22 protein-coding genes and 1 other RNA gene are annotated in these 26,911 nt (G+C 38.8%); 1 reads left to right on the top strand and 22 read right to left on the bottom strand.

Going from position 1 to position 26,911, the window contains the following annotated elements:
• Positions 1–97 precede the first annotated feature (97 nt).
• The 3 genes from BW721_RS02085 to BW721_RS02075 all read right to left on the bottom strand — a co-directional run bounded on the left by BW721_RS02085 (position 98) and on the right by BW721_RS02075 (position 2,086).
• Positions 98–559 (bottom strand): hypothetical protein, encoded by a 462-nt coding sequence (locus BW721_RS02085; protein WP_076765676.1) that lies wholly within the window; start codon positions 557–559, stop codon positions 98–100.
• Positions 560–583: 24 nt separating this feature from the next.
• Positions 584–1,528, bottom strand: a complete 945-nt coding sequence (locus tag BW721_RS02080; RefSeq protein WP_076765674.1) for a serine/threonine protein phosphatase — start codon at positions 1,526–1,528, stop codon at positions 584–586.
• Positions 1,529–1,648: 120 nt separating this feature from the next.
• On the bottom strand, positions 1,649–2,086 hold the full coding sequence (locus BW721_RS02075) for a GNAT family N-acetyltransferase (RefSeq protein ID WP_076765672.1): 438 nt from the start codon (positions 2,084–2,086) through the stop codon (positions 1,649–1,651).
• Positions 2,087–2,214: 128 nt separating this feature from the next.
• Between BW721_RS02075 and ssrA the strand changes: the two genes are divergently transcribed.
• Positions 2,215–2,581, top strand: a transfer-messenger RNA (tmRNA) gene (gene ssrA, locus BW721_RS02070).
• A gap of 173 nt (positions 2,582–2,754) precedes the next feature.
• On the opposite strand, the gene BW721_RS02065 is transcribed toward ssrA, so the two are convergent.
• The 19 genes from BW721_RS02065 to acnA all read right to left on the bottom strand — a co-directional run bounded on the left by BW721_RS02065 (position 2,755) and on the right by acnA (position 26,842).
• On the bottom strand, positions 2,755–3,498 hold the full coding sequence (locus BW721_RS02065; RefSeq protein WP_076765670.1) for a histidine phosphatase family protein: 744 nt from the start codon (positions 3,496–3,498) through the stop codon (positions 2,755–2,757).
• 19 nt (positions 3,499–3,517) lie between these two features.
• Positions 3,518–5,503, bottom strand: a complete 1,986-nt coding sequence (locus BW721_RS02060) for a fructose-1,6-bisphosphatase (RefSeq protein ID WP_076765668.1) — start codon at positions 5,501–5,503, stop codon at positions 3,518–3,520.
• Between the two features lie 160 nt (positions 5,504–5,663).
• Complete coding sequence (smpB, locus tag BW721_RS02055; RefSeq protein WP_076765666.1) at positions 5,664–6,125, bottom strand: SsrA-binding protein SmpB; 462 nt, start codon at positions 6,123–6,125, stop codon at positions 5,664–5,666.
• A 32-nt stretch (positions 6,126–6,157) separates the two neighbouring features.
• Positions 6,158–8,518 (bottom strand): ribonuclease R, encoded by a 2,361-nt coding sequence (rnr, locus tag BW721_RS02050; protein ID WP_076765664.1) that lies wholly within the window; start codon positions 8,516–8,518, stop codon positions 6,158–6,160.
• Positions 8,515–9,279 carry an alpha/beta hydrolase gene (locus BW721_RS02045; RefSeq protein ID WP_076765662.1) on the bottom strand — a complete coding sequence of 255 codons (765 nt, stop codon included), beginning with the start codon at positions 9,277–9,279 and terminating at the stop codon, positions 8,515–8,517. The genes rnr and BW721_RS02045 overlap by 4 nt, the downstream gene beginning before the upstream one ends.
• 124 nt (positions 9,280–9,403) lie before the next feature.
• Positions 9,404–9,637: a preprotein translocase subunit SecG gene (gene secG, locus BW721_RS02040; protein ID WP_076765660.1), complete on the bottom strand. Its 234-nt coding sequence runs from the start codon at positions 9,635–9,637 to the stop codon at positions 9,404–9,406.
• A gap of 67 nt (positions 9,638–9,704) precedes the next feature.
• Complete coding sequence (locus BW721_RS02035) at positions 9,705–10,958, bottom strand: DUF1015 domain-containing protein (RefSeq protein ID WP_076765658.1); 1,254 nt, start codon at positions 10,956–10,958, stop codon at positions 9,705–9,707.
• 8 nt (positions 10,959–10,966) lie between these two features.
• Positions 10,967–12,139 carry a phosphoglycerate dehydrogenase gene (locus tag BW721_RS02030; RefSeq protein WP_076768619.1) on the bottom strand — a complete coding sequence of 391 codons (1,173 nt, stop codon included), beginning with the start codon at positions 12,137–12,139 and terminating at the stop codon, positions 10,967–10,969.
• Between the two features lie 5 nt (positions 12,140–12,144).
• The gene (gene serC / locus BW721_RS02025) at positions 12,145–13,227 is read right to left on the bottom strand and encodes a 3-phosphoserine/phosphohydroxythreonine transaminase (RefSeq protein ID WP_076765656.1); all 1,083 of its coding nucleotides are present in this window, start codon (positions 13,225–13,227) and stop codon (positions 12,145–12,147) included.
• Between the two features lie 323 nt (positions 13,228–13,550).
• Positions 13,551–14,849 carry a phosphopyruvate hydratase gene (gene eno / locus BW721_RS02020; protein WP_076765654.1) on the bottom strand — a complete coding sequence of 433 codons (1,299 nt, stop codon included), beginning with the start codon at positions 14,847–14,849 and terminating at the stop codon, positions 13,551–13,553.
• A gap of 94 nt (positions 14,850–14,943) precedes the next feature.
• Positions 14,944–16,473 carry a 2,3-bisphosphoglycerate-independent phosphoglycerate mutase gene (gpmI, locus tag BW721_RS02015; RefSeq protein WP_076765653.1) on the bottom strand — a complete coding sequence of 510 codons (1,530 nt, stop codon included), beginning with the start codon at positions 16,471–16,473 and terminating at the stop codon, positions 14,944–14,946.
• Positions 16,473–17,228, bottom strand: coding sequence for a triose-phosphate isomerase (gene tpiA, locus BW721_RS02010; RefSeq protein ID WP_076765651.1), 756 nt, complete (start codon positions 17,226–17,228; stop codon positions 16,473–16,475). The genes gpmI and tpiA overlap by 1 nt, the downstream gene beginning before the upstream one ends.
• Positions 17,229–17,260: 32 nt before the next feature.
• Positions 17,261–18,451 carry a phosphoglycerate kinase gene (locus tag BW721_RS02005; protein ID WP_076765649.1) on the bottom strand — a complete coding sequence of 397 codons (1,191 nt, stop codon included), beginning with the start codon at positions 18,449–18,451 and terminating at the stop codon, positions 17,261–17,263.
• Positions 18,452–18,550: 99 nt separating this feature from the next.
• A complete protein-coding gene (gap, locus tag BW721_RS02000; protein ID WP_076765647.1) occupies positions 18,551–19,552 on the bottom strand; it encodes a type I glyceraldehyde-3-phosphate dehydrogenase in 1,002 nt (333 codons plus the stop codon).
• A gap of 39 nt (positions 19,553–19,591) precedes the next feature.
• Positions 19,592–20,629 carry a sugar-binding transcriptional regulator gene (locus BW721_RS01995; RefSeq protein WP_076765645.1) on the bottom strand — a complete coding sequence of 346 codons (1,038 nt, stop codon included), beginning with the start codon at positions 20,627–20,629 and terminating at the stop codon, positions 19,592–19,594.
• A 273-nt stretch (positions 20,630–20,902) separates the two neighbouring features.
• Entirely contained in the window at positions 20,903–21,496 is a 594-nt protein-coding gene (gene clpP / locus BW721_RS01990) for an ATP-dependent Clp endopeptidase proteolytic subunit ClpP (protein ID WP_076765643.1), read from the bottom strand.
• Between the two features lie 208 nt (positions 21,497–21,704).
• Positions 21,705–22,973, bottom strand: coding sequence for an NADP-dependent isocitrate dehydrogenase (gene icd / locus BW721_RS01985; RefSeq protein WP_076765641.1), 1,269 nt, complete (start codon positions 22,971–22,973; stop codon positions 21,705–21,707).
• An 18-nt stretch (positions 22,974–22,991) separates the two neighbouring features.
• Positions 22,992–24,110 (bottom strand): citrate synthase, encoded by a 1,119-nt coding sequence (locus BW721_RS01980; protein ID WP_076768618.1) that lies wholly within the window; start codon positions 24,108–24,110, stop codon positions 22,992–22,994.
• Between the two features lie 26 nt (positions 24,111–24,136).
• A complete protein-coding gene (acnA, locus tag BW721_RS01975; RefSeq protein ID WP_076765639.1) occupies positions 24,137–26,842 on the bottom strand; it encodes an aconitate hydratase AcnA in 2,706 nt (901 codons plus the stop codon).
• Positions 26,843–26,911: the final 69 nt, after the last annotated feature.

Below are 26,911 nucleotides of genomic sequence, written 5' to 3'. Positions count from 1 at the left end.
TAGTTCCTCCTCTCGTCATTTGACTATTGATTATGTAGCTATTCTATATTTCTAATGAGACTATGTCAATGGTATTTCTAATTATTCTCTAATTTTATTAATTAGCAGGGTAATCGACATACTCATTGGTAATAATATCCAATTCCTGTACATTTCCTGTTTCATTATCGTATCGGAAAAATCCTCTTGAGCTAGCCGCTGCGTCACCATTTTCACGAATATTAATAGATACGATTTCTCCTTCTACACCATCAATCAGGTAAAGGAAGTCATCACCTTCTTCTAAACCAGTTAAATCTGAAATCGCTATTTTTGCTGCTTCAATTTTTGCTGCTTCGTCATGGTTTAATTCCGTGTCAATTGATTCGTCAGTTGATTCAGCAACTGATTCACTTTCAACTGCACTGTTCGTTGATTCTTCAACCGATTCTTCAACCGATTCAACCACCGCTTCTGAGCTACTTTCTGCTGAACCCACATTTGGATTAGTTGTATCGGTACAGGCTGCTAATAATAAAACCGCACCTAATAATAGTGACTGTTTTTTAATGTTAATCATTCAATCCCTGCTTTCTTTTTCTTATTATCGTTTATCTGTATCACTTTCGAGCGAAAGAATACCCTGATAGTCGGGGTGTTTCATATCAAATTCAGATACATGGGCCGGTCCTCGCATCACTTCGCGAACCACATTTAATAGCCCATCTTCATTAGCCTTTATTTTCCATCTAACGAGCTGAATAATCTCGCCATTTAATTCCAAGGCCGTAATAATCGTCGGATAAACACAACACCCAATGTTAAAGTAAGGCAGTGTCGCTTTCTTTGGAAATTTAAAGCGGTGAGTGTGCCCACAAATGAGCATCATCTTATTTTCAGCGATCCATTTGGAATAATTTTTTTCTATTTTGTGGCGGCGATGAATATTTTTAACGGGACTCACTGGATTTCGAATCCCAAAGGCATGTAGAAAGCGCCAAAAATATTTCAACGATAGCATGGTAAACATCCAAAATTGATCGTTGGGGGCATCCCCTTGATGACCGTGAACAGTAAAAATTTCTTGACCTGTCTTCTTGTGTTTTAAAACAAGGGCTTCAATCGGCTTCAGGTCTTTTAGAAAATCAAAAAAAGTCTCTGAATACTCATCGTAGTTGCGGTCGTAATGCTTTTCGACATAGTGCTGATTTTTCATATAGATATTGTGATTGCCATACATCATAATAAAACGATCATCATCGTAGAATTTCTTAATCGTTGAAAAGACTTCTGGATGAGCGTTTTTGATGTGTTTGACATCTTGGTACTCCCACAGTTCATCCCCATCACCAGCTTCAACATAGGTGTACCCATTTTTGTAATAGTAATCAATGGCGTACTGAAAAATATTGCGGTTGCGAGTGAATTCGTCTGATAAACTGCCATCGCCTCGGTGTTGATCACTGATGAATACATATTTAGTCGTCTCATCAAAGACTTCCACCCTTGCACCTTCATAGGCAGCTGTTAAGCGTTGTTTGGTAAACATAGCTTTCACTCCTCATCTACTCTTTTACTTGCGAGTAACAATAAAGCTCTTAGTTTAATTATACGTGAAGAATGATTAAAATAAAAATATGTCGCAAAAATTTGAGAAAAGCTTAACCTGCTACACGAGAGATTTTTCCATTCGAATATGTCCTACTGGCGCAGATGGCATAATATAAGGTTCTCCAACGGTATGGTAGCCCTGCTTTTCATAAAAGCCTTGCGCTGATAGTCGTGCTGCTAGATTAACCGATTTAGCCCCTTGGCTGTGGCCTGTTTTTTCTAATTCGTTGAGTACTAATCGACCAATCCCGCCTTGTTGTTGTCGTGTATCTACGCAAATGTAGTCAATGTGATAGTCTTTATTTTGTAGTATCGCAATTCCTACGCCTAATAAACTGCTGTCGCTAAATGCACCAATAATAACGGCTTCTTCTTCATTCGTTAAATCTTCGTCGTAAATGGATAGTCCTAGCGGTTCTCTCATTATTGTATTTCTGAGTGCTATGGTTTCTTGGTAGTCGGGACTTCCGTAAGCCAGTTGTTTTAATAAGACCATCATATCCCCCATATATCGTTTAATAATAATTATACGCCATTATGCTGAAAAAAGTGACTTATTTGACAAATTAATGCTTTACGGTATAATTAATTGTACTCAATATGAGTAACCCTTAATCTGATTAAGGGGATGTTACGGATTCGACAGGTATAGGTCGAGCTTTTGACGCGCTTCGTAGGTTACGGCTACGCAAAAACGTTCCAGTTAAATATAACTGCAAAAACAAACAATAATACTTTAGCTTTCGCTGCGTAAAACCAGCTAGCTAAGATCCTCTTGGTATCGTCCATGTACTCAAGTAAGGGTCTCAAACTTAGTGGACTACGCCGTGACCTTCCACCTGGAGGAATCGGAAGAGACTAATCAGGTTAGCGTTGTGTAACGCCTGTTAAACGGCTAACACGAGGCGAACTCTAAATTGTTTAACTATGAGCGTAGACTTGGAAGTGCCGATATATTTGGACGCGGGTTCGACTCCCGCCATCTCCATACTATTCCAGAGCCGTCTGGAATGCAAAAGTCCTTGATTTTTTCAAGGGCTTTTTGTTTCCCCTCTTTTATTGGAAAAGCGGTCTTTGAAAACCATTATTCATTTGCAAAAACCGAAATAACCAAAAAACCAGTCTTTGAAAGTAAATGATCACTTTCAAAGACCGGTTTCGTTTTTATTCGTCTGTTTCTTTATCAGATGGCAAGATTTTATGGCTCGTAGGCTCATCATTGCCACTCGGTGTATTGTCTGGTGCGAAATGTTCGGTACTATTGAATTTTTCTAAATGATAGAAGCCTTCATAGTAACTGACCACTGAAATACTGGCATTATCTAAATGACGATCGATTTCGAAATCTGGAATAAGAGCATGGATCATGTTTCGAATGGTCATCCCATGAGAAACAATCAAAATGTTTTGTCCAGAATCACGGTGCTTATCAATTAACTTGATTAAGCCACGTTCGACACGCAACCAGAATGTTAAGTAGTCTTCTGCTTCGTGGTAGGGATCCATTTTGCGCATTCCGTTTAATTCTTTAATAACGGATGTGTTATCTGAGTAATCAATCCCATTTTCAAATCCTAAAAACTGGTGCAGCTGCGCCCATGTTTCGGTCGCATCCAAACCTTCATATGAACCAAAGAAAATTTCTCTAAATTCAGGCATTGCTTTCACACTCGGTGTGTCTTTGTGTTCATTTTCATTTAAAATGATTTGTGCTGTTTCAAATGTTCGTCTTAAGTCACTGCAGTAAACAGCATCAAACTTGATGTTTGCTAGTCCTGCTCCACTGCGTGATACATCGCGTTTCCCTCTATTAGTCAAAGGAGCGTCTGACCAACCTTGCATGCGATTGTACTGATTTAAGTAGGTCTCGCCATGTCTCATAAAATAAAATGTGACTCCCTTAGTCATCTTACACCTCTTTAAAAATCTATTTCGTTTTGACAGTTTCGACAATACGTCCTTCTTGATAGGCCAACAATAATTTTTGTAAATCTTTGACTTGTTGGGTTAAACGCACGCCGACATCTGTTTCACGTACTGTTTTTCGTTCTAGTTCTTTGTCCACTACTCGACGTGTAGACACAATATCAATTTCATTAACCAATGCGTCCGTTACCGAAGTAAAGGGTTGATGAGAAACGAGTTGCATACCAAATGAATTATATAATAAGGTATAACCGGCTAAACCGGTTGTATCTTGGTAAGCTTTTGAAAAGCCACCATCGATAACGATAAGCTTGCCATCAGCCTTCAGAGGATTTTCCCCACGCTTTTCTTTAACTGGCGTGTGGCCATTAATAATATGACCTTTTGACGGATCCAAATCAAATTCTCTTAAAATCATTTCGCAAGTTGCCACATTGTCCCGCTCTTTGTAGTAGATATTTTTCTCTTCAAGATGGGTTGCTTTATCTTTGATATACAAGCGTTCAAAGGTCGTCATCTTATCTTTTCCGAAAAGTGACGAGGCCTTTCCTTCCCATTGATACCAGATATAATCAAGATTTTTTTGGTTACTTAGACCATTTTTGCGGTTTAAGTAGCCTTTTCTCAAAATATCTTCGTATTTATCTAGCAAGTTTTTTCCGCTATATGACTTATTATTAATCGTCATCTCCATAAAGCTGCCATCTTTATTAAGTGGTACACAGCCATGGAACAGAAGATTATCATTATATTTAAGATATAAGCTTCCCTTGCTGTACAAAAATTGGGTGTGTTTGTGAAGGCGTTCTGAGTTCATAAAGCCGTCTGTCAACCGTTGGATCACCACTTCTTCTTCAGCAGTGAGTTTGTAGGGATCGTTTGGATCAATCGTTGGAAAGTAGTCACACGTTAATGGGTATTCCTTACCATCTAGACGAATGGTTCCTTTTTCATAATCAATATCAGACAGTAACAAGCGATCATTCATTTCAAATTCAGGATGACGCTTAATGATCTCGCCTTCCAACTTAAATTGGATAATCGAAATCGCTTGATTCATCTTCGCAATTTGACGAATTTCTTCTGGATAATTTTTTTCTTCCGAGTCTGGATTGATTTTTGGCATAAATGGTTCGTGTCGATCTTCTGTATAATTCATTTCTGAAAATAACATCAACGACCTCAACGAGATTCCATAAGCATCTTCGATAATTTCAAGATTATCATAGCGCGCACAAATCCGAATCACATTCGCTATACAAGCTGCTGAACCACTCGCTGCACCCATCCATAACACATCATGGTTTCCCCATTGAATATCTAATTCATGACCATCCATTAAGGTGTCAATAATACGGTCTGGGTATGGGCCACGATCATAAATATCACCAACCACATGTATATGGTCAACCACTAGTCGTTGGATAACATGGGCAAATGCAGAAATTAATTCTTTTCCTCTTTTTAAAGAAATAACCGTCTTAATAATCTTATCATAGTAGTCTTCTTTATTCGACATTATTGCATCCTTGAACAAAAGCTCCTCAATAATATAGGCATAATCACTTGGCAAAGCTTTTCTAACTTTCGAACGGGTATATTTAGACACAACAAAGGCACAGAGTTCTGTAATGCGTGTCGTTGTCAAAATAAAGAATTCTTCAATTTCTTCCTGACTCTCAAGTGAAGCTACGATCAAGTCTATTTTCTTATCGGGGTAATAGACAATGGTAGCGAGCTGGTTCATTTCCTTGGTGCTTAAACGACCTTGGAAAACCTCTTTAATTTTTTCTTTAACGTTACCTGATCCATTTCTAAGAACATGTTGAACAGCATAATATTCCCCGTGCAAATCACTAATAAAATGCTCGGTCGCTTTGGGTAAGTTCATGATCGCTTCTAAGTTGATGATCTCAGTAACCGTATCGGCAATCGTTGGATATTCTTTCGACAGTAATCGCAGGTATTTATCTGTTTGAACAATCATGGTCTAACCTCCATACAATCATCGTTATATTTATCATATCTTTTAAACCGTCAAATGAACAGTCTAAATTAGACATTTGATGAAAGTATTTTAATAAATACGCATTTTTGTCACAAAAAAAAGAGAGTAGTTTTCATAAAAACTACTCCCTTTCCTTATTCTAATAACGATTCTTTAATGCACGATCGACTTCACGTTTCATATCTTTTTGTTTTAGCGACTCACGTTTATCGTATTTTTTCTTACCTTGAGCGACACCAATTAACACTTTTGCATAACCATCTTTAATATAAACTTTCAATGGAATTACGGTAACCCCTTGTGTTTTTGTTTGATTAGCTAAGTAATTGATTTGCTTTTTATGCAGTAAGAGTTTGCGTGAACGAAGTGGATCATGGTTAAAGATATTTCCTTGTTCAAACGGACTGATATGTACATTTTGCAATGTCGCTTCTCCATTACGGATGGACACATAGCCATCTCGAATGTTAATACGAGCATTACGAATGGATTTAATTTCCGTGCCTTTTAAAACCATGCCTGCTTCAAATGTTTCCAAAATACTATATTCGTAACTGGCTTTTCTGTTTTGGGCAAGAACTTTTCCGTCTCCCTTTGGCATCACTTCTACCTCATTTTCTGCTTCAGAATTTTTTAACGTTTCTTTTTAGAACGTTTTTTCTTTTCCCCGCCATGTTTATTAGAAGTCTTTTCTCGTGATTCACCGTTATCTTTCCGTCTTTTACGGTGACCTTTCATACCTCGGTCTTGTTTCGATCTCGGTTTACTCTTCCCATTCTTCTTGCGGCTAGGTGTTTGTATCTCTTGATTATACACTGTCAATTCATCATCTTCAACTAAGGCGAAGTCAATTTCACGTGAATCAACATCTGCTTTAGTTACTTCAATACGGACTTTTTGACCAATTCTGAAAATCATACCTGTTCGTTCACCCAGTAGCACCATATGGCTCTCTAGGTAGTTAAAATAATCTTGCTTCATATTCGAAATATGAACCAATCCTTCAATGGTATTTGGTAACTCAACGAAGATACCAAATTTAGTCACTGAACTAATGACACCTTCGAATTGTTGGCCAACTTTATCAACCATAAATTCTGTTTTCTTCAGAGAGTCAGTCTCACGTTCTGCATCCACTGAGCGGCGTTCTGTTACTGAACTTTGAACAGAAATGTCAGACAGTTTTTGTTCCCACTTATCACGTTGTTCAGCGGTTTGCTTGTCAGTCAGATACATACGCAACAATCTGTGAACAATCAAGTCGGGATAACGTCTGATTGGTGATGTAAAGTGCGTATAGTCTTTAGTCGCCAAACCGTAGTGACCAATTGGATTAGTATCATATTTTGCTTGTTTCATACTCCGTAATAAGACGCTGGCAACAACGGCATGGTATGGTTCATCTGCCGTTTTTTGTAAAATGTTTTGCAGTTGCTTTGGTTTAATACTTTCGTTCGATCCCGTAACCACCATTCCAAATGTCGTCACGAATTCCATAAATCGAAGCATTTTAACAGGATCCGGTTGCTCATGAATCCGGTAAATAGCCGGTAGTTTACGACGCGTAAAGTGTGCTGCTACTGTTTCATTGGCTGCTAACATAAATGATTCAATTAGACGTTCGCCAACACCACGTTCCACAACTTTAATATCAAGAGGATGGCCTGCTTCATCAACGATTATTTTTGATTCGGTCGTATCGAAATCAATCGAGCCGCGCACTTTCCGTTTTTTCTCTAAAATCTTATGAAGGCCGCCCATATCTTCAAGTAGATTAACATACTCGATAAAGGCATCGCGTGTTTCACGGTCACGTTCTTCTAAAATGGCGTTTACTGCTCTATAGGTAAAACGTTGGTTTGAGTTAATGATTGACGGGAAAATATCGTATTTTACGATATCGCCCTTATAATCAATCTCCATCACACACGACATAGCCAAGCGGTCTTCATGCGGTAAGAGAGAACAGACACCATTTGATAGTTTCTGCGGTAACATTGGCACCACACGGTCTGTTAAATAGACACTCGTTCCGCGCTCAAAAGCCTCGCGGTCAATCGCTGAGTGTTCAGTTACAAAGTAAGAAACATCCGCAATGTGGACACTTAATTGATAGTTTCCATTAGCTAAAATAGTCATTGAAATGGCATCATCCAAATCCTTGGCATCTGCCCCATCAATCGTAATGGTCACTTGGTCTCTTAAGTCTCGGCGATTCGTATATTCGTCCTCTGGTATCTCAAAGGGAATGGCTTCTGCTTGTTGAATAGCACCTTCTGGGAATTCTGTCGGAATCCCTAGTTTATAAAGGATGGACAAAATATCGACACCAGGTGCGTTTTTATGTCCAATTTCTTGAGTTACGATACCTGTCATTGCAACAGGATTATCACTATTTGGATAGTCAACAACTTCACTGACAACAATGCTTCCCTCAACGGGATAAAGACCAGTTGGCTGAACATACAAGATCATCTGTTTAATTTTATTATCTTGAGGAATGACATAACCTAAATAGCCTGTTTCCTCCCTTCTTGGTGCATCATAAGGCAAAAACTCACCCACTATGCGGTTGGTTTTTCGTGAAATGATTTTAGTGATTTTACCTTCCGGACCTTTACTATTCCAAGGCTCAGGTTTATGAGTGATCACAACTTCGACTTGATCGCCTTCCATGGCACTAGCGGTCTGTTCTTTTGAGATGTAAATATCATCTTCAGCTGGGTCATAATCAACGAAGCCAAAGCCGCGATCATTGGCGCGGAATGTTCCGACTAATGTCGCATCATCTCGTTTAATTCTAAATTTTCCTTCTCGGTTTAAAACAATTTGCCCAGCTTGTTCAGCTTTAGCAATTGCTTTTACTAAGTTATTAAAGCTTTTCGAATCATCGTAGCCTAGTGCTACGCTTAATTGCTTCACTGAATAACTGTCGTATTGATGTTCTTGTAAGTAATCAATGACTTGATTAAGAACATGTTCTGTTTGTGTCATAAGTTTTCCTCTTTCCAATTTAGCTTGTCTAGGTAGTTGATGACGGATGCTTCAAAATCGTCGCGCTTTGATCCTACAGTAATCACGTGGGTTGATTCTGGGAAAAATTGGAAGTCGACTGTGGCATGGTTAATGGCGTCTCTTAAGACACGGCCATTCATATAATCAATCAATTCATCCTTACCCGAAGAAGCAATATAGTAACTACCGGTAATCTTATCTAAGTCTGCCTGAACGATATCGGTAAACTCACGTATTTCAGCCAGTTGTTGACCAAGCTTTTCTTTAATTCTGTCAATATTACCCTCAATTTCTTCTGAGGTTTTGCCAATATGTTTATTAAATGTACGATAGTAATTAACGAATGCAGCGGGTACTTTGCTATCACCAATATTTAAAACAGGTGAGTTAAACGATCCGCCTCCGATATAATTGCCAGTTTCAAGCAAACGTGTTGCAATAATACCACCCATGGAAAGTCCCATAACGGCAATATCTTCGTAGCCCTTTGAGCGTAGAAAGGCTGTTGCTGCTTCACCATCTGCCAGCCACTGTTGGGGACTGCCTTCATCTAGAATATCTTCAAACCGCTCTGTCGCGTGTCCAGTGAATTGAGGAGCGTATACGGTATAGCCTTTTCTCTCTAACGTTCTGCCAAGCAACCGAACGTCATTCGAGCTGCCTGTGTAAGCATGTAGTAACAAAACTGCTCGTTTCCCTTTTTCAAAGAAAAATGGTTGTGGTAATTTTATTTCTTTCATGTGATTACTCCTCTGCTCATATTCTACGTTTATTGTACGTTAGATTTCAAAAAAAACCTACTAAATAGAAAAAGGACTCGAACAAAAGTCCCAGTCCTTTTCTCTTAAATTCATCATATTATCTTTAATTTGAAGACAAATAAGCTAGAGCAATAGCTAAACCAATAAATAGAAAACCTAATACAGCTGTTACTCTTCTCAGACCAGCTTCAAAGCCTCTTGCTTTTTGTTTTCCAAATAACTGCTCTGCTCCACCGCTTAATGCACTTGCTGCATTAGTTTTAGACGGTTGTAACAAGACAGAGATAATGAGTAAAATTGATACAATGATTAAAGCGATTAATAAGACGTCGTACAATGGTGGACCTCCTTTAAATACTACCGCTTAGTATATCATAATTGAACACGTGATTCTAGTAGTCAATCTATTTTTTACCCTTTTCTGTTTCCAACTCATGCAAGAATAATCCACTCAATAACTTTGGCTCAAACCAAGTTGATTTCGGTGGCATCTGCTCACCTAGATCAGATACCGTCAATAATTCGTCCATTGATGTTGGATAAAGCGAAAAGGCAATGCTAGCGTCTTTATCCGCTAATTTCATTAAGGTTGCTTTATCGTGAATACCACCAATAAAATCGAGACGTTGGTCTGTTTTGGGATCAGTAATACCAAATATTGGTTCAAATAAGAAATTCTGTAATAAAGAAGCATCCAAACCATCTACATAGTTTTCAGGTCTCTTGTCATCTTTAATCGTTAGCTTGTACCATTTCTTATCGATATACATACCGAAGCTACCTTTTTCTTGTGGTTGGTATTGCGCATCATCTAAGGCTTCAACCGTAAAATAAGTCTCAATCTTTGCCCAATCGCCATCCTTTAATGGCAAATGAACAAGACGGTTATATGGCAGAATTTCTAATTGAGACGTTGGGAAAGCAATTCCTAAGAAATAATTGAGTTCTGCATCATCAGGTTCATCAGGGAATTCTTCACGTCTTTGTTTTGTAATTTTAGCTGCAGCAGCCATACGGTGATGACCGTCAGCAATATACAATGCCTCAATATCATCTCTAAAGTAGTTGGTAATTTTTTCAACTAAGTCATCTTCGTCAATTTTCCAGACGTAATGCTCCACGTTATAGAAGCTTTCAAAGCAATAAATCCCCATCTTGCGGTTTTTAAAGTCCAATAATAGATCGTTAAGTTCGCTATGGTCTTTATAAGTTAAAAAAATAGGACTTGTATTGGCATCAAGCGCATCATTATGTCGAATACGGTCTATTTCTTTATCTGGACGTGTTTTTTCATGTACTTTGATCGTGTTATTGATATAGTCGTCCACTGAAATGGCCATTACAATACCGTATTGCGATTTACCATTACGTGTCAAGCGATAAAGGTAGTAGCTTGGTTTTTCTTCTTTTACTAGCCATCCTTTTGATAAAAAGTCTTGATAATTTGTTTTTGCCATCTCATAAACACGGTCATCATCAACAGCAACATCATCTGATAAGTCTACTTCTGCACGGTCAACTCTTAAAAATGACTTGGGATTATTGCTGACTAGTTCTTTTGCTTCTATAACATTTACCACATCATATGGGAGACTAGCGATTTTATCGACATCATAATTATTGGGACGAACGGCTTGGAACGGTTTAATCTTTACCATAAATACTGTTACTTCCTTTCTATGATACGCGTTTTTATTACACCTGATATTTCTTGAATTTGACCGGTTACCTCTTCTAACAAGGACATTTCAACCTCTGGAATATCAATAACCGTATAGGCGTAATTCCCACGACTCCTGTTCAGAATATTATCAATATTAACAAAATGTTTGGCTAAAATTGCTGAAATTTGACCAATCATATTAGGAACATTACGATTGACAATGGTAATACGTAGTGGTGATTGTAATGGTACATCAATCGTTGGGAAATTCACAGAATTGATAATATTTCCTGTTTCTAAGAAGTATTTCAATGTTTTGACTGCCATAATTGAACATTGTACCTCTGCTTCATCGGTTGATGCGCCTAAATGTGGGAACATCATAATTTTATCGTTGTCAAAAAATTCTTTTTCAGCAAAGTCGGTCACGTATTTAGACAATTTTCCTTCTTCTAATGCTTCTAACAAGTCTTCCTTAACAATTAATTCATTTCGAGCAAAGTTCAATAATACAGCGCCGTCTTTCATTTGGTTAATAAATTCTTTATCAACATACCCTTCTGTATTAGCATTTACGGGAATGTGAATTGAGATATAGTCTGAATCTCTCAATACTTCTTGTAATGTTTTCGCGTTTTTAACACGTCTTGATATATTCCAAGCTGTTTCAACTGATACATATGGATCATAGCCGATAACATCCATTTTTAAATGATAAGCATCTGTGGCTAATAAAGAGCCGATTGCGCCTAACCCAATTACACCTAATGTTTTGCCAGCTAGTTCTGTTCCTGAAAATTGCTTTTTCCCAGCTTCTACTTGCTCAGAAATATCCTCGCCTTCTAGTTCTTTCAACCAGTTTATACCTCGGTAAATGGGGCGAGCTGCCATAATCAAACCAGCAATAACCATTTCCTTAACGGCATTAGCGTTAGCACCTGGTGTGTTGAAAACGACAATCCCCTCTTCTGAAGCACGTTCAATTGGAATGTTATTCACACCTGCACCTGCACGCGCAATCGCAAGCAAGCTTTCATTAAAGGTTAAATCATGGATTTTTTTACTTCTTAATAAAATTGCTTCTGCGTCTTGTGTCTCATTTAAGCTGTATTCTTTTTTATCCAGAAGGTCTAACCCTTCTGTTGCAATCATATTAAAGGTTTGAATATCTCTCATCATGCTTATTTAGCTCCTCTGTTTTCTTCGAATTCTTTCATAAATGCAACTAGTTCCTGAACACCTTCTAGTGGAAAGGCATTATACAAACTCGCGCGCATACCGCCTACTGAACGGTGACCTTTTAAGTTAACAAAACCGCGCTCTTGTGCTTCTTTTAAGAAGTCTTTTGTTAAAGTGTCATCTGTTAGTGTAAACGGAATATTCGTTAGCGAACGGAATTCTTTTTGAACAGGTGATTGGTAGAAATCAGAATCTTCAATCGTTTGATATAAAAGACCCGCTTTTTCTTGGTTTATTTTCACCATTTCACTAACGCCGCCTAATTCGATTAACCACTCGAATACTAATTTTGCCATATAAATCGAAAATGTTGGTGGTGTATTATACATTGATCCAGAACTGACATATGTCTTATAGTCAAGCATAGTTGGAATTCCTGGGGTATCTTGTAAGAGGTCTTCACGAACAATGACGATTGTTACGCCTGCTGGACCAATATTTTTCTGTGCTCCCGCATAAATTAGACCAAAATCACTGACGTTGTAGTTAGCAGATAAAATATTTGAAGACATGTCAGCTACGACTGGTACATCCCCAAATGTTTGAATAGTTTGGTATGCTGTTCCTTCAATCGTATTATTTGTTGTGATGTGAATATAATCTAATCCTTCTGGAATTTCTGTAACTTCAGGAATAAGGGTATGTTTGTTTTCTTTTGTGTTTGCTAAGATAACAGCTCGGTCACCAACTAGAGTTGCTGCTTCTTGATAAGCTTTTTCTCCCCATGAGCCAGAGACAATATAACCAGCCTTACCATCTTTCAAAAGATTCAACGGTACAGCAGCAAATTGAAGCGTTGCCCCACCTTGAATAAATAAAACTTTATAGTTATCTGGAATGGCCATTAATTGGCGTAAATGAGCTTCTGCATCATCAATAATAGCTTGAAAAAGCGAGGACCGATGACTCAACTCCATTACGGACATGCCACTATTTTCATAAGATAGTAATTCGTGTTGAGCTTTTTCTAAAACAGATTTTGGTAGGACAGCTGGACCAGCCGAAAAATTCCATGTTGTTTTCATCATATCGCCTCATTTGCTTTTTCTAATATTTTTTTAATTCTATTTTCATAAATTATTATAGCAGATTTTAACAATTAAAAAAGGGTAAAAGAGAAAGTTACTAAAAAAATAATATTCGTGAATAACAAATTATATTTTTTTGCCTTTTAGGAGTTAAATCATCATTTTAGTTGATTTTAACATAAACCTCTTCTTATTCAAATTTATATCATTTTAGCTATTTCCGAACTCTCATAATTATAAACCTAAAAAATGTTCGATAAACGCAAAAAAGCTCTACCTGCATTTTCATGCAAGTAGAGCTTTTTTAACTTAAACGGTTATTATTTGTTTTCTAGGTTGTAGAATGCTTCTAGACCTTCGTAAACAGCTAGTTCACCTAATTGATCTTCGATACGTAATAATTGGTTGTATTTAGCGATACGGTCAGTACGGCTTAATGAACCAGTTTTGATTTGACCAGCATTTGTTGCAACAGCGATATCAGCGATTGTTGCGTCTTCTGTTTCACCTGAACGGTGAGAGATAACAGCAGTGTAACCAGCTTTTTTAGCCATTTCAATTGCTTCAAATGTTTCTGTCAAAGTACCGATTTGGTTAACTTTGATTAGGATTGAGTTACCGATGTGGTTTTTAATCCCTTTGCTTAAGATTTCAGTGTTTGTTACGAACAAATCGTCACCAACTAATTGAACTTTTTCGCCTAGGCGTTCAGTCAATAGTTTCCATCCATCCCAGTCATTTTCGTCCATACCATCTTCGATTGAGATGATTGGGTATTTGTTAACTAATTCTTCTAAGTAATCTACTTGTTCAGCAGCAGTACGTTTAGCTCCGCCTTCACCTTCGAATTTAGAGTAGTCGTAGACACCGTCTTCGTAGAATTCTGAAGATGCACAGTCAAATCCTAGGTAAACATCTTTACCTGGTTCTAGACCTACAGCTTTAATTGCTTCAAGAATTGTTTCAACACCGTCTTCAGTTCCTTCGAAACGAGGTGCGAATCCACCTTCGTCACCTACAGATGTTTCTAGGCCACGAGCTTTAAGGATTGAAGCAAGTTTGTGGAAGATTTCAGCTCCCCAACGTAGTGCTTCTTTGAATGTTGGTGCTCCAACAGGAAGAATCATGAACTCTTGGAACGCGATTGGTGCGTCAGAGTGAGATCCACCGTTGATAATGTTCATCATTGGAGTTGGTAAAACTTTAGAGTTGAACCCACCTAGGTATTGGTATAGAGGTACATCTAGGTAGTCAGCAGCAGCGCGAGCTACAGCGATAGAAACAGCTAGAATAGCGTTTGCTCCTAATTTACCTTTGTTTGGTGTTCCATCTAATTCGATCATAGTTCTATCGATAGCTAGTTGGTCACGTACGTCAAAACCGATAACAGCGTCAGCGATTAGCTCAACGTTTTCTACAGCTTTTTGTACACCTTTTCCTAAGTAACGATCTTTGTCGCCGTCACGTAATTCTACAGCTTCGTGTTCACCAGTAGATGCTCCAGATGGAACCATACCGCGTCCGAATGCGCCGCTTTCTGTGTATACCTCAACCTCTACTGTTGGGTTACCGCGTGAATCAAGAACTTCTCTAGCCAAAATATCTGTAATGAATGGCATTTTTTTCTCTCCTTTTTATAAAACAATACTTGGTTTTACATACTAATTTTAGACAACTTTTACTAAGATTGCAACCACTTCTTACAAGCAGTGATTACTTAATAATCAATGATTCACCAGTCATTTCAGCTGGTTTCTCAACATTCAATAAATCTAACATTGTTGGTGCTACATCGGCTAGTTTACCGTCAGTACGCAATGTCACATCTTTTTTCGTTACAATAACAGGAACAGGTACAGTTGTATGAGCTGTATGTGGTGTTCCTTCTGGTGTAATCATTGTATCTGCGTTACCATGATCAGCAAAAATAATTGCGTAACCATCGTGTGCTAAAATACGATCAACGACTTTACCTAGGTTTTCGTCAACAGCTTCAATTGCTTTAATGGTTGGCTCTAACATACCTGAGTGTCCCACCATGTCTGGGTTTGCAAAGTTCAAGATGATAGCGTCGTACTTGTCTTCGTCAATAGCATTCGCCATTGCATCGCCTAATTCGTAAGCACTCATTTCTGGTTTTAAGTCATAAGTAGCTACTTTTGGTGATGGAATCAGAATACGGTCTTCGCCTTCATATGGATCATGCTTACCACCATTCATAAAGAATGTCACGTGTGGGTACTTTTCAGTTTCAGCAGCATGTAGCTGTGTTAAGCCTTTGTTACTCAACACTTCAGCAACCACGTTTGTTAATGGAATTGGCGGGAAAGCCACTTCTCCAATAACAGAATCTTGGTATAGTGTCATTGAAACAAATTTAACATTTTCCGGACGTACGCCACGATCAAATTCTGCCCACTCTACATTTGTAAAGGCATTTGATAATTGAATCGCACGGTCTGGACGGAAGTTAAAGAAGATAACAGCATCATTATCGTGAACTGGCGCAACTGGTTTGCCATCTTTAACAATGACACTTGGCATAACGAATTCATCGGTTACATTGTTTGCATAGCTTGCTTCTACAACTGCTTGAGCAGATGTAAATTCTTCACCTTTTCCAAGGACAACAGCGTCATATGCTTTTTCAACACGTTCCCAACGTTTGTCGCGGTCCATTGCATAGTAACGACCTGAAACTGATGCAATTTCGCCTACTCCAAGTTCTTGCATTTTATCTTCTACTGTCTTGATATAACCAGGTGCAGCATGAGGATCAACGTCTCGTCCATCTAAGAAAGCATGTAGGTAAACGTTTTTGATTCCTTTTTCTTTTGCACTCTCTAGCAAAGCAAGTACATGGTTAATGTGACTGTGTACACCACCGTCAGACAACAAACCAAATAAATGCAAGCTTGAGTTATTGTCAAGCGCATGGTTGTAAGCAGCTGTTAATGCTGGGTTTGTTAAAAACTCACCATCACTAATTGCTTTATCGATACGTGTTAAACTTTGGTAGACAACACGACCAGCACCAATATTTGTATGTCCTACTTCTGAATTACCCATCTGGCCTTCTGGTAAGCCTACAGCTAAACCAGATGCTGCCATTGTTGCATGAGGAAATTCGTTCCAGTAGCGGTCAAAATTTGGTTTATTTGCTTGAGCAACAGCATTACCAACTGTTTCGTCACGCTTACCAAAGCCATCAAGAATGATGATTGCTACAGGTTTTTTAGTCATTATTTTACTGCCTCCAATAGTTGCAAGAAAGAGTCTGCTTCTAAACTTGCGCCACCTACAAGAGCACCGTCAATATGTTCTTGACTCATGTATTCTTGGATGTTTTCTGGCTTAACACTTCCACCGTATTGGATGCGAACTTTATCTGCTGTATCAGCGTCATATAAGTCACGAACTGTTTGACGTACAACGCCACATGTGTCGTTAGCATCTTGTGATGTCGATGATTTACCAGTACCGATTGCCCAGATTGGTTCGTAAGCAATAACCAAGCTAGCTACTTGACCAGCAGTCAAATCTTTCAAAGCGTTAGTAATTTGACCTTTAATCCAGTCATTTGTTTCCCCAGCTTCTCTTTGTTCTAGTGTTTCACCACAACAAACGATAGGTGTCATGTTGTTACGGAAAATTGCATGTGCTTTTTTGTTAATATCTTCATCTGTTTCGTGGAAGTATTCTCTACGTTCAGAGTGTCCGATAATCACATAGTCAGTTCCTAATGCACCAAGAGCTTTCGGGCTGATTTCGCCTGTAAATGCTCCTTCTTCTTCAAAGTAGCAGTTTTGAGCAGCAACTTTAAGGTCAGTACCTTTGCTATCTGAAATCATTTTTTCTAAATACAAAGCTGGTGATCCAATTACTGAATCTACTTTGTCATTTGATGGTACGGCATGTTTAACTGCTTCGATAAACGCGTGCGCTTCTTCAGCAGTTTTATTCATTTTCCAGTTACCAGCGATAATTGGTTTACGCATAATAATCCTCCTACTTGATCTTACAACGGTTTTTATTTATCAGAAATTGATGCAACACCTGGTAGTTCTTTACCTTCTAGGTATTCTAGAGAAGCACCGCCACCTGTTGAAATGTGAGTAAAGTCTTCAGCAAAGCCTAATTGCATTGCTGCAGCAGCTGAATCTCCCCCACCGATGATTGTTACTGCATCGTCTAATTTAGCGATAGCTTCACAAACACCAATTGTTCCTTTAGCAAAGTTGTCTAATTCGAATACGCCCATTGGACCATTCCATACAACTGTTTTAGCGCCTTCTAATTCTTTAGCAAACAATTCTACAGTTGCAGGACCAACGTCTAATGCCATTTTATCTTCAGGCATTTCATCTGCAGAAACAATACCTGCTGAAGCATCGTTGCTGAATGTCGTTGCTAAATGAGCGTCGATTGGCAAAATTAATTTGTCGCCTGCGCGAGCAATTAAGTCTTTAGCTAATTCTACTTTGTCAGCTTCTAATAGAGATGTACCGATTTCTTTACCTTCTGCTTTAGCAAACGTATAAGCCATACCGCCACCGATAATAACTTTATCAGCTTTTTCTAGTAGGTTTTCGATAACACCAATCTTGTCGCTTACTTTAGCTCCACCAAGGATAGCTACGAAAGGACGTGCTGGTTCGTCAACAGCGCCACCGATGAATTTGATTTCTTTATCCATCAAGAAACCTGCTGCTGATTCTAAGTTTGAAGCGATTCCTACGTTAGATGCGTGAGCACGGTGAGCTGTTCCAAATGCATCGTTAACGAACAAGTCACCTAGGCTAGCCCAGTATTTACCCAACTCAGGATCGTTTTTGCTTTCTTTTTTACCATCAACGTCTTCAAAACGAGTGTTTTCAAATACTAAAACATCCCCGTCTTTTAGATTGTTGATTGCTTCTTCTAATTCTGCACCACGTGTTTGCGGAACAAATGTTACGTCTTTGCCTAATAATTCTCCTAGGCGTGTTGCAACTGGTTTAAGAGACAATTTAGCTTTGTCTTCTTCCGTTTTCACTTTACCTAAGTGAGAAAATAGGATAACTTTTGCGTTATTTTCTAATAAATATTTGATTGTTGGCAATGCTTGAACAATACGGTTATCGTTAGTAATTTCGCCGTCTTTCATTGGTACGTTGAAATCTGCACGAACTAAAACTTTTTTACCTGTTACAGCTAAGTCTGTTACAACTTTCTTTGTCATAGAATGACCCCCAGTTTGAGTTTTCATAAAAAAAGCAGAGAAGCGCGATGCTTCCCCGCTTTTCGTTCTTTACGATCCGCTATCGGATTAATTCAAATCTTATAGGTTAGTAAAGTATTCTAAAGTACGAACTAATTGAGCTGTGTATGACATTTCGTTATCGTACCAAGAAACAGTTTTAACTAATTGTTGGTCTCCAACTGTCATTACTTTAGTTTGAGTTTCGTCAAACAATGAACCATAAGTTATTCCTACGATGTCTGCAGAAACGATTTGATCTTCGTTGTAACCGTAAGATTCGTTAGCAGCAGCTTTCATTGCAGCGTTAACTTCGTCAACAGTAACTTTTTTGTCTAGAACTGTAACTAATTCAGTTAACGAACCAGCAGCTACAGGAACACGTTGTGCAGCGCCATCAAGTTTACCTTTAAGTTCTGGTAAAACATCACCGATTGCTTTAGCAGCACCAGTTGTGTTAGGGATGATGCTTTCTGCAGCGGCACGAGCACGACGGAAGTCACCTTTTGCATGTGGAGCATCCAATGTGTTTTGGTCACCTGTGTAAGCGTGGATTGTAGTCATAAGACCTGAAACGATACCAAACTCATCGTTCAATGTTTTAGCCATAGGAGCTAAACAGTTAGTCGTACATGAAGCACCAGATACGATAACATCGTCTGCTGTTAATGTTTCATGGTTAACGTTGTAAACGATTGTTTTAACATCGCTACCTGCAGGAACAGATAATAGAACGCGTTTTGCGCCAGCTTCGATATGAGCCATTGCTGCATCTTTACTGTTGAAGAAACCAGTACATTCTAATACAAATTCTACACCTAACTCACCCCATGGGTTGTCAGCTGGGTTTCTGTGTGAGAAGATTTTAACTTCTTTACCATTGATTGTGAATGAGTCTTCGTTAACTACAACTTCACCATCGAAACGTCCTTGTGTAGTGTCATATTTTAACAAATGAGCTAACATTTTTGCGTCAGTCAAGTCGTTTACTGCTACCACTTCGATACCTTCAAGTTCTTGGATACGACGGAATGCAAGACGACCAATACGTCCAAACCCATTAATTGCTATTTTTGTTGTCATACTAAGATTTCCTCCTTTAGGATAATCAGTTTTTTTATTTTAAAGGGTATCCCCTTTTAAAATCGAGTTAGCGGCACCTTCATCTGTTACAAGCCATGTATGATCAGGTGCGATATGTGAATAAGCTTTAATCGCTTTTGCTTTTAATTCTCCTCCTGCTATGGCTATCGCATAGGGAATTTCTTCGACGTCTTCCATTTGAAGACCAAAACGCGATAAACGAGAGGTGATATTACCCTTTTCATCAAAGTAACACCCAAATGCTTCTCCGACTACTTCACTCTCATTTAACCGTTCTTTTTCGTCAGCTGACATGCGCCGTCGTTCCATCATAACTTTAGCATTTCCGATGCTATATAACAAGCAATTCGCACGTTTCATCATATTAATTGTGTAACGAATGGTTGGTTCATCTTTCAATGAATCCAGTGCCTGTGCACTTAGGTTGTCCGGAGCAAATAATGCTGTATTTTCCCCGCCTGTTGCTTGCGCCATCAGATCACTCACAGTGTTGGCTTGAATGGACATCACTTCACCTAAGCCGCCTCGTGACGGAACAAATGTGAACTTACGATTATCAGATAAATCTGTCGTCATATGTCTTGCCATAGCGGCCATGGTACTTCCACCTGCTACTGCAACGATGAATTCACCTTCTGGTAAAAGCTCATCGAACATTTCGACTGCTGCTATTCCTAACTGGTCGAGCACGTCCGGGTCATCATCAAGGTTTCCCGGTATAATGCGACAGAGTTGTAATTTCAGCCTTTTAGCTAGTTCCTCTTCTTTTTCATTCATCTTCATAAACTGATCAACAGTTTGTTCAAGTTCAAAAAGAATCTTCTTCCCTTTAAGAGTCAAGGTCATACCAGCCTTGGAACTAGAGATAATACCGTTTTTTCGTAAAAAATCTGTTTCTGTGCGTAAGGTACGTTCAGACTGATTCAACTTTTCCGATAACGCCCGTCGTCCAACTGGTGCGGACTCTCGAATCTCTTTCAAAATTCGATAACGAGAATGAAGAACTGATAATAAATCAGGAACTATTTTCTGTAAGACGGAAATGGAATTCTTCATATAATCCCCCATCTCTAATATATTGGACGATTTAAGTCCAACAAAGAAAAATTCTTCTTTAAAAAATATTATTTTATTTTTAGTTGAAAAAAGGAGAAGTAATCTGCATTTCTTAACCTTACGCATTTTATTCTAACAATTTTAATAGCATTTGACAAGCCTTTATACTTTTAACTTTGTTTTCTTACTATTTTTTAATAGTTGTATTGGTCATTTGTCGTCCCATTATGCGCAATAAGAAAGGCAGCCTGATAATCGGCTGCCTTAAACACATTACGCTAAACTTTTAGAGCTTGTCATCACTTCATCGATAATACCATATTCTTTTGCTTGATCAGCACTCATATAGTTATCACGGTCAGTGTCTCTCTCAATAACTTCCATTGGTTGTCCTGTTTTTTCAGATAAAATCTTATTCAAACGCTCACGCGTTTTTAAAATGTGTCGTGCAGCAATTTCAATTTCAGTTGCTTGACCTTGCGCACCGCCTAATGGTTGGTGAATCATAATTTCAGCGTTTGGCAAGGCAAAACGTTTCCCTTTAGCTCCTGCTGTTAATAAGAAACTACCCATTGAAGCTGCCATTCCCATTGCGATTGTTTGAACATCTGCCTTAACAAAGTTCATTGTATCGTAAATCGCAAGCCCTGCTGATACAGAACCACCTGGTGAGTTGATATAAATATAAATATCTTTTTCTGGATCTTGAGCATCTAAGAATAATAATTGAGCGATAACAGAGTTAGCTGTATTGTCGTCAATTGGGCCACTCAACATAATGATGCGGTCTTTTAAAAGTCTTGAATAAATATCATAAGCGCGTTCACCGCGTGATGATTGTTCGATAACTGTAGGTATTAAATTCATGTTAGTTTCCTCCTATGCGATAATTTCTCTCTTTACATTTCTCATTGTATAACAAAGGTCAAACAAGGTCAATAATTAAGTGTCGCTGTTTGACCTTCCTAGAAAGAAGCTTATTCTAACCTATTTTACCAAACTTTTGAAATTATTATAGGACATTTGCTCGAAAAAGAAACAATCGAATGTTTTTTCGATTGTTTCTAATCAGTCCTTATAAGTTTTCGATTAACAAGTCTCCAAATTGCGAACAGCTTACCTCAGTTGCGCCATCCATTAGACGAGCAAAGTCATAGGTTACCGTTTTATTTGAAATGGTTTTTTCAAGAGCAGCAATAATCAAATCAGCTGCTTCTCCCCATCCAATATGCTCTAACATTAAAGTTCCAGAGAGAATAACTGACGATGGATTAACCTTATCAAGACCTGCATATTTCGGTGCCGTCCCATGTGTTGCTTCAAAAATAGCATGCCCGGTCAGATAGTTAATATTCGCTCCAGGCGCAATACCAATACCGCCTACTTGGGCAGCAAGAGCATCTGAAATGTAATCCCCATTCAAGTTCATAGTCGCCACAACATCAAATTCAGCTGGACGCGTTAAAATTTGTTGAAGGAAAATATCTGCAATGACGTCTTTGACAATAATTTTACCGGCAGCAACAGCTTCGTCTTGCGCTTTGTTCGCTGCATCCGCTCCATCTGCTGCTTTAATCCGATCATACTGTTGCCAAGTAAAGACAGCATCGCCAAACTCCTTTTCAGCTAGGTCATATCCCCAATTTTTAAAGGCTCCTTCTGTGTACTTCATTATATTACCTTTATGAACGAGTGTGACTGTCGGACGATTTTCCTTAATGGCATACCTAATAGCTGCTCTAACCAAACGCTCTGTCCCTTCTTTAGAAATAGGCTTAATACCAATCCCACTTGTTTCAGGGAAACGAATCTTGTTGATGCCCATTTCATTAATTAAGAAGTCAATTATTTTCCGTGCTTGGTCACTATCCTTCTCAAATTCGATACCGGCATAAATATCTTCTGTATTCTCTCTAAAGATAACCATATCTGTTAATTCAGGTTGCTTTAACGGTGATGGTACCCCTTCGAAATAACGAACAGGCCGTAAACAAACATATAAATCAAGCACTTGCCTTAAAGCAACGTTCAACGAACGGAAACCGCCACTAATCGGTGTTGTTAAAGGTCCTTTTATAGCAATCAAGTATTCATCAATCACATCGAGGGTCTCTTTAGGTAACCATTCTCCTGTTTGGTCATATGCTTTCTCTCCTGCTAGAACTTCTTTCCAAACAATTTTGCGTTTTGCTTGATAGGCTTTCTCAACTGCTGCATCAAAAACGCGTTCAGCTGCTTTCCAAATATCTGGTCCGATCCCGTCTCCTTCAATGAAGGGAATAACAGGATAATCAGGTGTCACTAACTTACCATCAACCACTTGAATTTTTGCTCCATCTACCATAAACATCCTCCTTGGTTACTATCGCTTGTCAATTGGAATATAAACTTGACCACTTGGGCCAATATAGCGTGAACGCGGACGAATCAAACTATTGTTTTCGCGCTGCTCCTTAATATGTGCTAACCAACCCGATACACGGCTCATAGCAAAAATCAGCGTAAAGAGATCACTTTCAATTCCCAACACATGATAGACCGTTGCAGAGTAGAAATCGACATTGGGTATTAACCCTCTTGCATCACGGATATACTCTTCAATTTCGACTGATATATCGTACCATCTCGCATCTTCCGTATCATGAGTCAGTTGATAAGCCATTTCTTTTAGATAACTTTGACGTGGGTCTACTGTTTTATAAACACGGTGGCCAAAACCCATGATTTTTTCTTTAGAATCTAACTTTTTCTGTAAATATTCTGCAGCTGTTCCATTGTTATAAATCTCTTCTAGCATATCAAATACTCGCTCGTTAGCTCCCCCATGAAGCGACCCTTTTAACGTGCCAATAGCAGTAGTCACACAAGAGTATACATCTGATAAGGTTGACGCTGACACACGAGAAGCAAAGGTCGATGCATTCAGTTCATGATCGGCATGAAGAACAAGCGCTTGATTTAATGCCTTTACCTGAGTTGCTGTCGGTTCTTCACCCGTTAACATATAAAGAAAATTAGCAGTAAATCCTAAATCATTTCTCGGTTGAATCGGATTCAACCCTTTACGAAGCCTTGAAAAAGCAGCAACAATTGTTGGCATTTTCGCTTGTAAAGATAAGCTTTGAATCTTAACTGATTTTTCTGAATTTTCTTCAGCATAAGGATCAAAAACCCCTAACAAAGAGACCGTCGTACGTAAAACACTCATCGGATGAAGATTTTGTCGTGTTTGAATTCTTAAACAAGCTTCTACTTCACCTGAAATACTCGACCAATCTTTCAATTCTTGTTGAAAAGTTGCGAGCTCGTCTTGAGTCGGTAAATGACGGTACCACAGTAAAAAGATAACCTCTTCGAAACTAGCGTCATTATTCATTAATTCTTGGATGCTATAACCCGCGTACGCCAATTCATCATCAATGATCGAACTGATTTCGGTATCACAAGCATAGATATTTGCTAAGCCGCCTACAATTTCCATTCTTTCACCTTCAATTCTTTCGGGATTCATGTCTGCATGGTTTCCAATTTCTTACGGACAACCATCGGAAGAATACCTTTATGTTTGTAATAACGAATATCTGCTTCCGCATCGAAACGTACAATTGCTTGGAAGTTAATTTTTTCGCCATTTGGATGAAGCGCTCGAACATTAACAACTTCACGAATACCAGTTTCTCTTGGCAAATCAACAGAGAAGCTTTCTTCACCCGTTAAACCAAGTGTATCTGCATCTTCTCCTTCTAAGAACTGAAGAGGCAAGACACCCATCATCACTAAGTTTGAACGGTGGATCCGCTCATAACTCTTGGCAATAACAGCCTTTACACCTAGTAAACTTGTTCCCTTAGCAGCCCAGTCACGCGAAGAACCCATACCGTAATCTTCACCAGCTATTACTACTAGCCCAGTACCGTCTTCTCTGTATTTCATAGCTGCATCATATATCGTCATAATCTCGCCAGTTGGCCAATAAGTGGTGTAGCCACCTTCCGTACCTTCTGCCACTTGATTTCGAATCCGAATATTTCCAAAGGTTCCTCTCATCATGACTTCATGATGACCACGACGCGAACCGAACGAGTTAAAGTTTCGAAGCGAAACGCCATTTTCTTTTAAGAACTTACCAGCAGGTGAACGCATACCGATAGCGCCGGCAGGTGAAATATGGTCTGTCGTAACAGAATTCCCAAATTTAGCTAGCACACCAAGATTAACTAATGGTTCTATCTCGCCTGCTTCTGGACTCATATCTTCAAAATAAGGCGGGTTAGCAATATATGTTGAAGCCATATCCCACTCATAGACATTTTCATCAGTGGTTTGGATCGCATTCCAGTCTTCGTTAGCATGGAAAACTTCTGCATAATATTTTTGATAGAGTTCTGGCGTAACATATTTGTCAATGTAGTCATTGACTTCTGTTGCTTCTGGCCAAATATCACTTAAAAAGACATCTCGCCCGTCTTTGTCTTTGCCAAGTGCTTCAGTGGTTAAATTGATATTCACATTACCTGCTAAGGCATAGGCCACAACTAAAGGCGGTGATGCTAGATAGTTGGCTTTAGTTAGAGGATGAATCCGTCCTTCAAAGTTTCGGTTACCACTCAGTACAGAAGATACTAGCAAATTACCTGTTTGTATCGCTTCTTCAATTTCTGGTAGCAAAGGACCTGAGTTCCCAATACACGTTGTACAACCATAGCCGACTAAATTAAAACCTAACGCTTCTAGATACGGCATCAGACCAGCATCTTCTAGATAGGCTGTCACAACTTTTGACCCTGGAGCCAGCGATGTTTTTACAATTGGCGATACTGACAGGCCTTTTTCGGCAGCTTTCTTCGCTAATAAAGCTGCGGATATTAAAACAAAAGGATTAGACGTATTTGTACAACTTGTAATAGCGGCAATAACAACATCACCTGTTTTGATTACATGTTCTTGACCGTCAATGACACACTTTGTTGATTTTTCTAATTCTTTTAAATCTAAGCCGAAACCTTGGTTGCCTTCTGGCCCTTCTAAAGCGGCTTGGAAGGATTTCTTCATATCAGATAAAGGAATTAAATCTTGCGGACGTTTTGGTCCAGATAGGTTTGAATCAACTTCTGATAAATCAATTTCAATGACATTTGAATATACAGCCTCTACCTCTGGTTTATAAAAGAGATGATTAGCTGTAAGAACATCTTTCACAAGAGTTATGGTTTCATCCGAACGTTTTGTCAACGCCATATACCGTAATGTTTCATCATCAACTGGGAAGAAGCCACAGGTCGCCCCGTACTCAGGCGCCATATTAGCAATGGTTGCTCGGTCAGCTAACGTTAGTGATGCTAATCCTTCTCCAAAGTATTCAACAAATTTACCAACGACATTTGCTTGTCTAAGAACTTGGGTCACTTTAAGAGCTAAGTCTGTCGCAGTTGCGCCCGCTTTTAAATCACCAACAAAGCGCACGCCAATTACATCTGGAATTGGAAAGTAAGAGGGTTCATTTAACATACATGCCTCTGCTTCAATCCCACCAACTCCCCAGCCCAATACACCGATTCCATTGATCATAGTTGTATGAGAATCCGTCCCAACCAAACTATCTGGAAATGCCCACAGTTCACCCGTTTCTTCTTTAGAAACAACGACGTCTGATAAATACTCTATATTAACTTGGTGAATAATCCCTGTCGCTGGCGGAACAACACGATAGTTAGAAAAAGCATTCTGTGCCCACTTCAAGAACGTATAGCGTTCTTTGTTTCGTTCGAATTCTAGGGCAGCATTAAAGGCTAATGCTTCTGGCGTTCGGTAAGCATCAACTTGAACAGAATGGTCAACGACTAAGTCAACTGGAATCTCTGGGTTAATTTGGTCACCTATACCACCGAAGCGAATGAGCGCTTCTCTCATAGATGCTAGGTCAACAATAACAGGAACACCTGTGAAATCTTGCAGAATAACACGCGTCGGTTTAAATGGTATTTCGCCATCTTGCCGATCTTCTGCCCATTTTGCTAGTTGTTCAATGTTCGTTTCTGTTATATCGATACCATCTTCTTGTCGTATTAACGATTCCAACAGAATACGAATGGTGTAAGGAATCTTATCAATTGATACACCCAAAGCAGTTGTTACTTCAGCAATATCAAAATAATGGTATTTTTTTCCATTAGATGTTAATTCCTTCTTACTCAAATCATGATACGAAGTCATAGCTCCACTCCTATTCCTCAATAAGCATTAAAAAGTATTATCATTATAACCTCATAGTTTCTCATTGTA

Source organism: Jeotgalibaca sp. PTS2502 (assembly GCF_001975685.1).
In the GTDB taxonomy this organism is placed as follows: domain Bacteria; phylum Bacillota; class Bacilli; order Lactobacillales; family Aerococcaceae; genus Jeotgalibaca; species Jeotgalibaca arthritidis.
Note: the sequence above shows the minus strand (reverse complement) of the source record. Positions and strands in the feature narration are given on the sequence as shown.

Excerpts from the sequence above, each read along its gene's own strand:
- BW721_RS02085 (WP_076765676.1), bottom strand. The coding sequence starts at position 559 with ATGATTAACATTAAAAAACAGTCACTATTATTAGGTGCGGTTTTATTA.
- BW721_RS02080 (WP_076765674.1), bottom strand. The coding sequence starts at position 1,528 with ATGTTTACCAAACAACGCTTAACAGCTGCCTATGAAGGTGCAAGGGTG.
- BW721_RS02075 (WP_076765672.1), bottom strand. The coding sequence starts at position 2,086 with ATGGTCTTATTAAAACAACTGGCTTACGGAAGTCCCGACTACCAAGAA.
- BW721_RS02065 (WP_076765670.1), bottom strand. The coding sequence starts at position 3,498 with ATGACTAAGGGAGTCACATTTTATTTTATGAGACATGGCGAGACCTAC.
- BW721_RS02060 (WP_076765668.1), bottom strand. The coding sequence starts at position 5,503 with ATGATTGTTCAAACAGATAAATACCTGCGATTACTGTCGAAAGAATAT.
- smpB (WP_076765666.1), bottom strand. The coding sequence starts at position 6,125 with ATGCCAAAGGGAGACGGAAAAGTTCTTGCCCAAAACAGAAAAGCCAGT.
- rnr (WP_076765664.1), bottom strand. The coding sequence starts at position 8,518 with ATGACACAAACAGAACATGTTCTTAATCAAGTCATTGATTACTTACAA.
- BW721_RS02045 (WP_076765662.1), bottom strand. The coding sequence starts at position 9,279 with ATGAAAGAAATAAAATTACCACAACCATTTTTCTTTGAAAAAGGGAAA.
- BW721_RS02035 (WP_076765658.1), bottom strand. The coding sequence starts at position 10,958 with ATGGTAAAGATTAAACCGTTCCAAGCCGTTCGTCCCAATAATTATGAT.
- BW721_RS02030 (WP_076768619.1), bottom strand. The coding sequence starts at position 12,139 with ATGAGAGATATTCAAACCTTTAATATGATTGCAACAGAAGGGTTAGAC.
- serC (WP_076765656.1), bottom strand. The coding sequence starts at position 13,227 with ATGAAAACAACATGGAATTTTTCGGCTGGTCCAGCTGTCCTACCAAAA.
- eno (WP_076765654.1), bottom strand. The coding sequence starts at position 14,849 with ATGCCATTCATTACAGATATTTTGGCTAGAGAAGTTCTTGATTCACGC.
- gpmI (WP_076765653.1), bottom strand. The coding sequence starts at position 16,473 with ATGACTAAAAAACCTGTAGCAATCATCATTCTTGATGGCTTTGGTAAG.
- tpiA (WP_076765651.1), bottom strand. The coding sequence starts at position 17,228 with ATGCGTAAACCAATTATCGCTGGTAACTGGAAAATGAATAAAACTGCT.
- BW721_RS02005 (WP_076765649.1), bottom strand. The coding sequence starts at position 18,451 with ATGACAAAGAAAGTTGTAACAGACTTAGCTGTAACAGGTAAAAAAGTT.
- gap (WP_076765647.1), bottom strand. The coding sequence starts at position 19,552 with ATGACAACAAAAATAGCAATTAATGGGTTTGGACGTATTGGTCGTCTT.
- BW721_RS01995 (WP_076765645.1), bottom strand. The coding sequence starts at position 20,629 with ATGAAGAATTCCATTTCCGTCTTACAGAAAATAGTTCCTGATTTATTA.
- clpP (WP_076765643.1), bottom strand. The coding sequence starts at position 21,496 with ATGAATTTAATACCTACAGTTATCGAACAATCATCACGCGGTGAACGC.
- icd (WP_076765641.1), bottom strand. The coding sequence starts at position 22,973 with ATGGTAGATGGAGCAAAAATTCAAGTGGTTGATGGTAAGTTAGTGACA.
- BW721_RS01980 (WP_076768618.1), bottom strand. The coding sequence starts at position 24,110 with ATGGAAATTGTAGGCGGCTTAGCAAATATCTATGCTTGTGATACCGAA.
- acnA (WP_076765639.1), bottom strand. The coding sequence starts at position 26,842 with ATGACTTCGTATCATGATTTGAGTAAGAAGGAATTAACATCTAATGGA.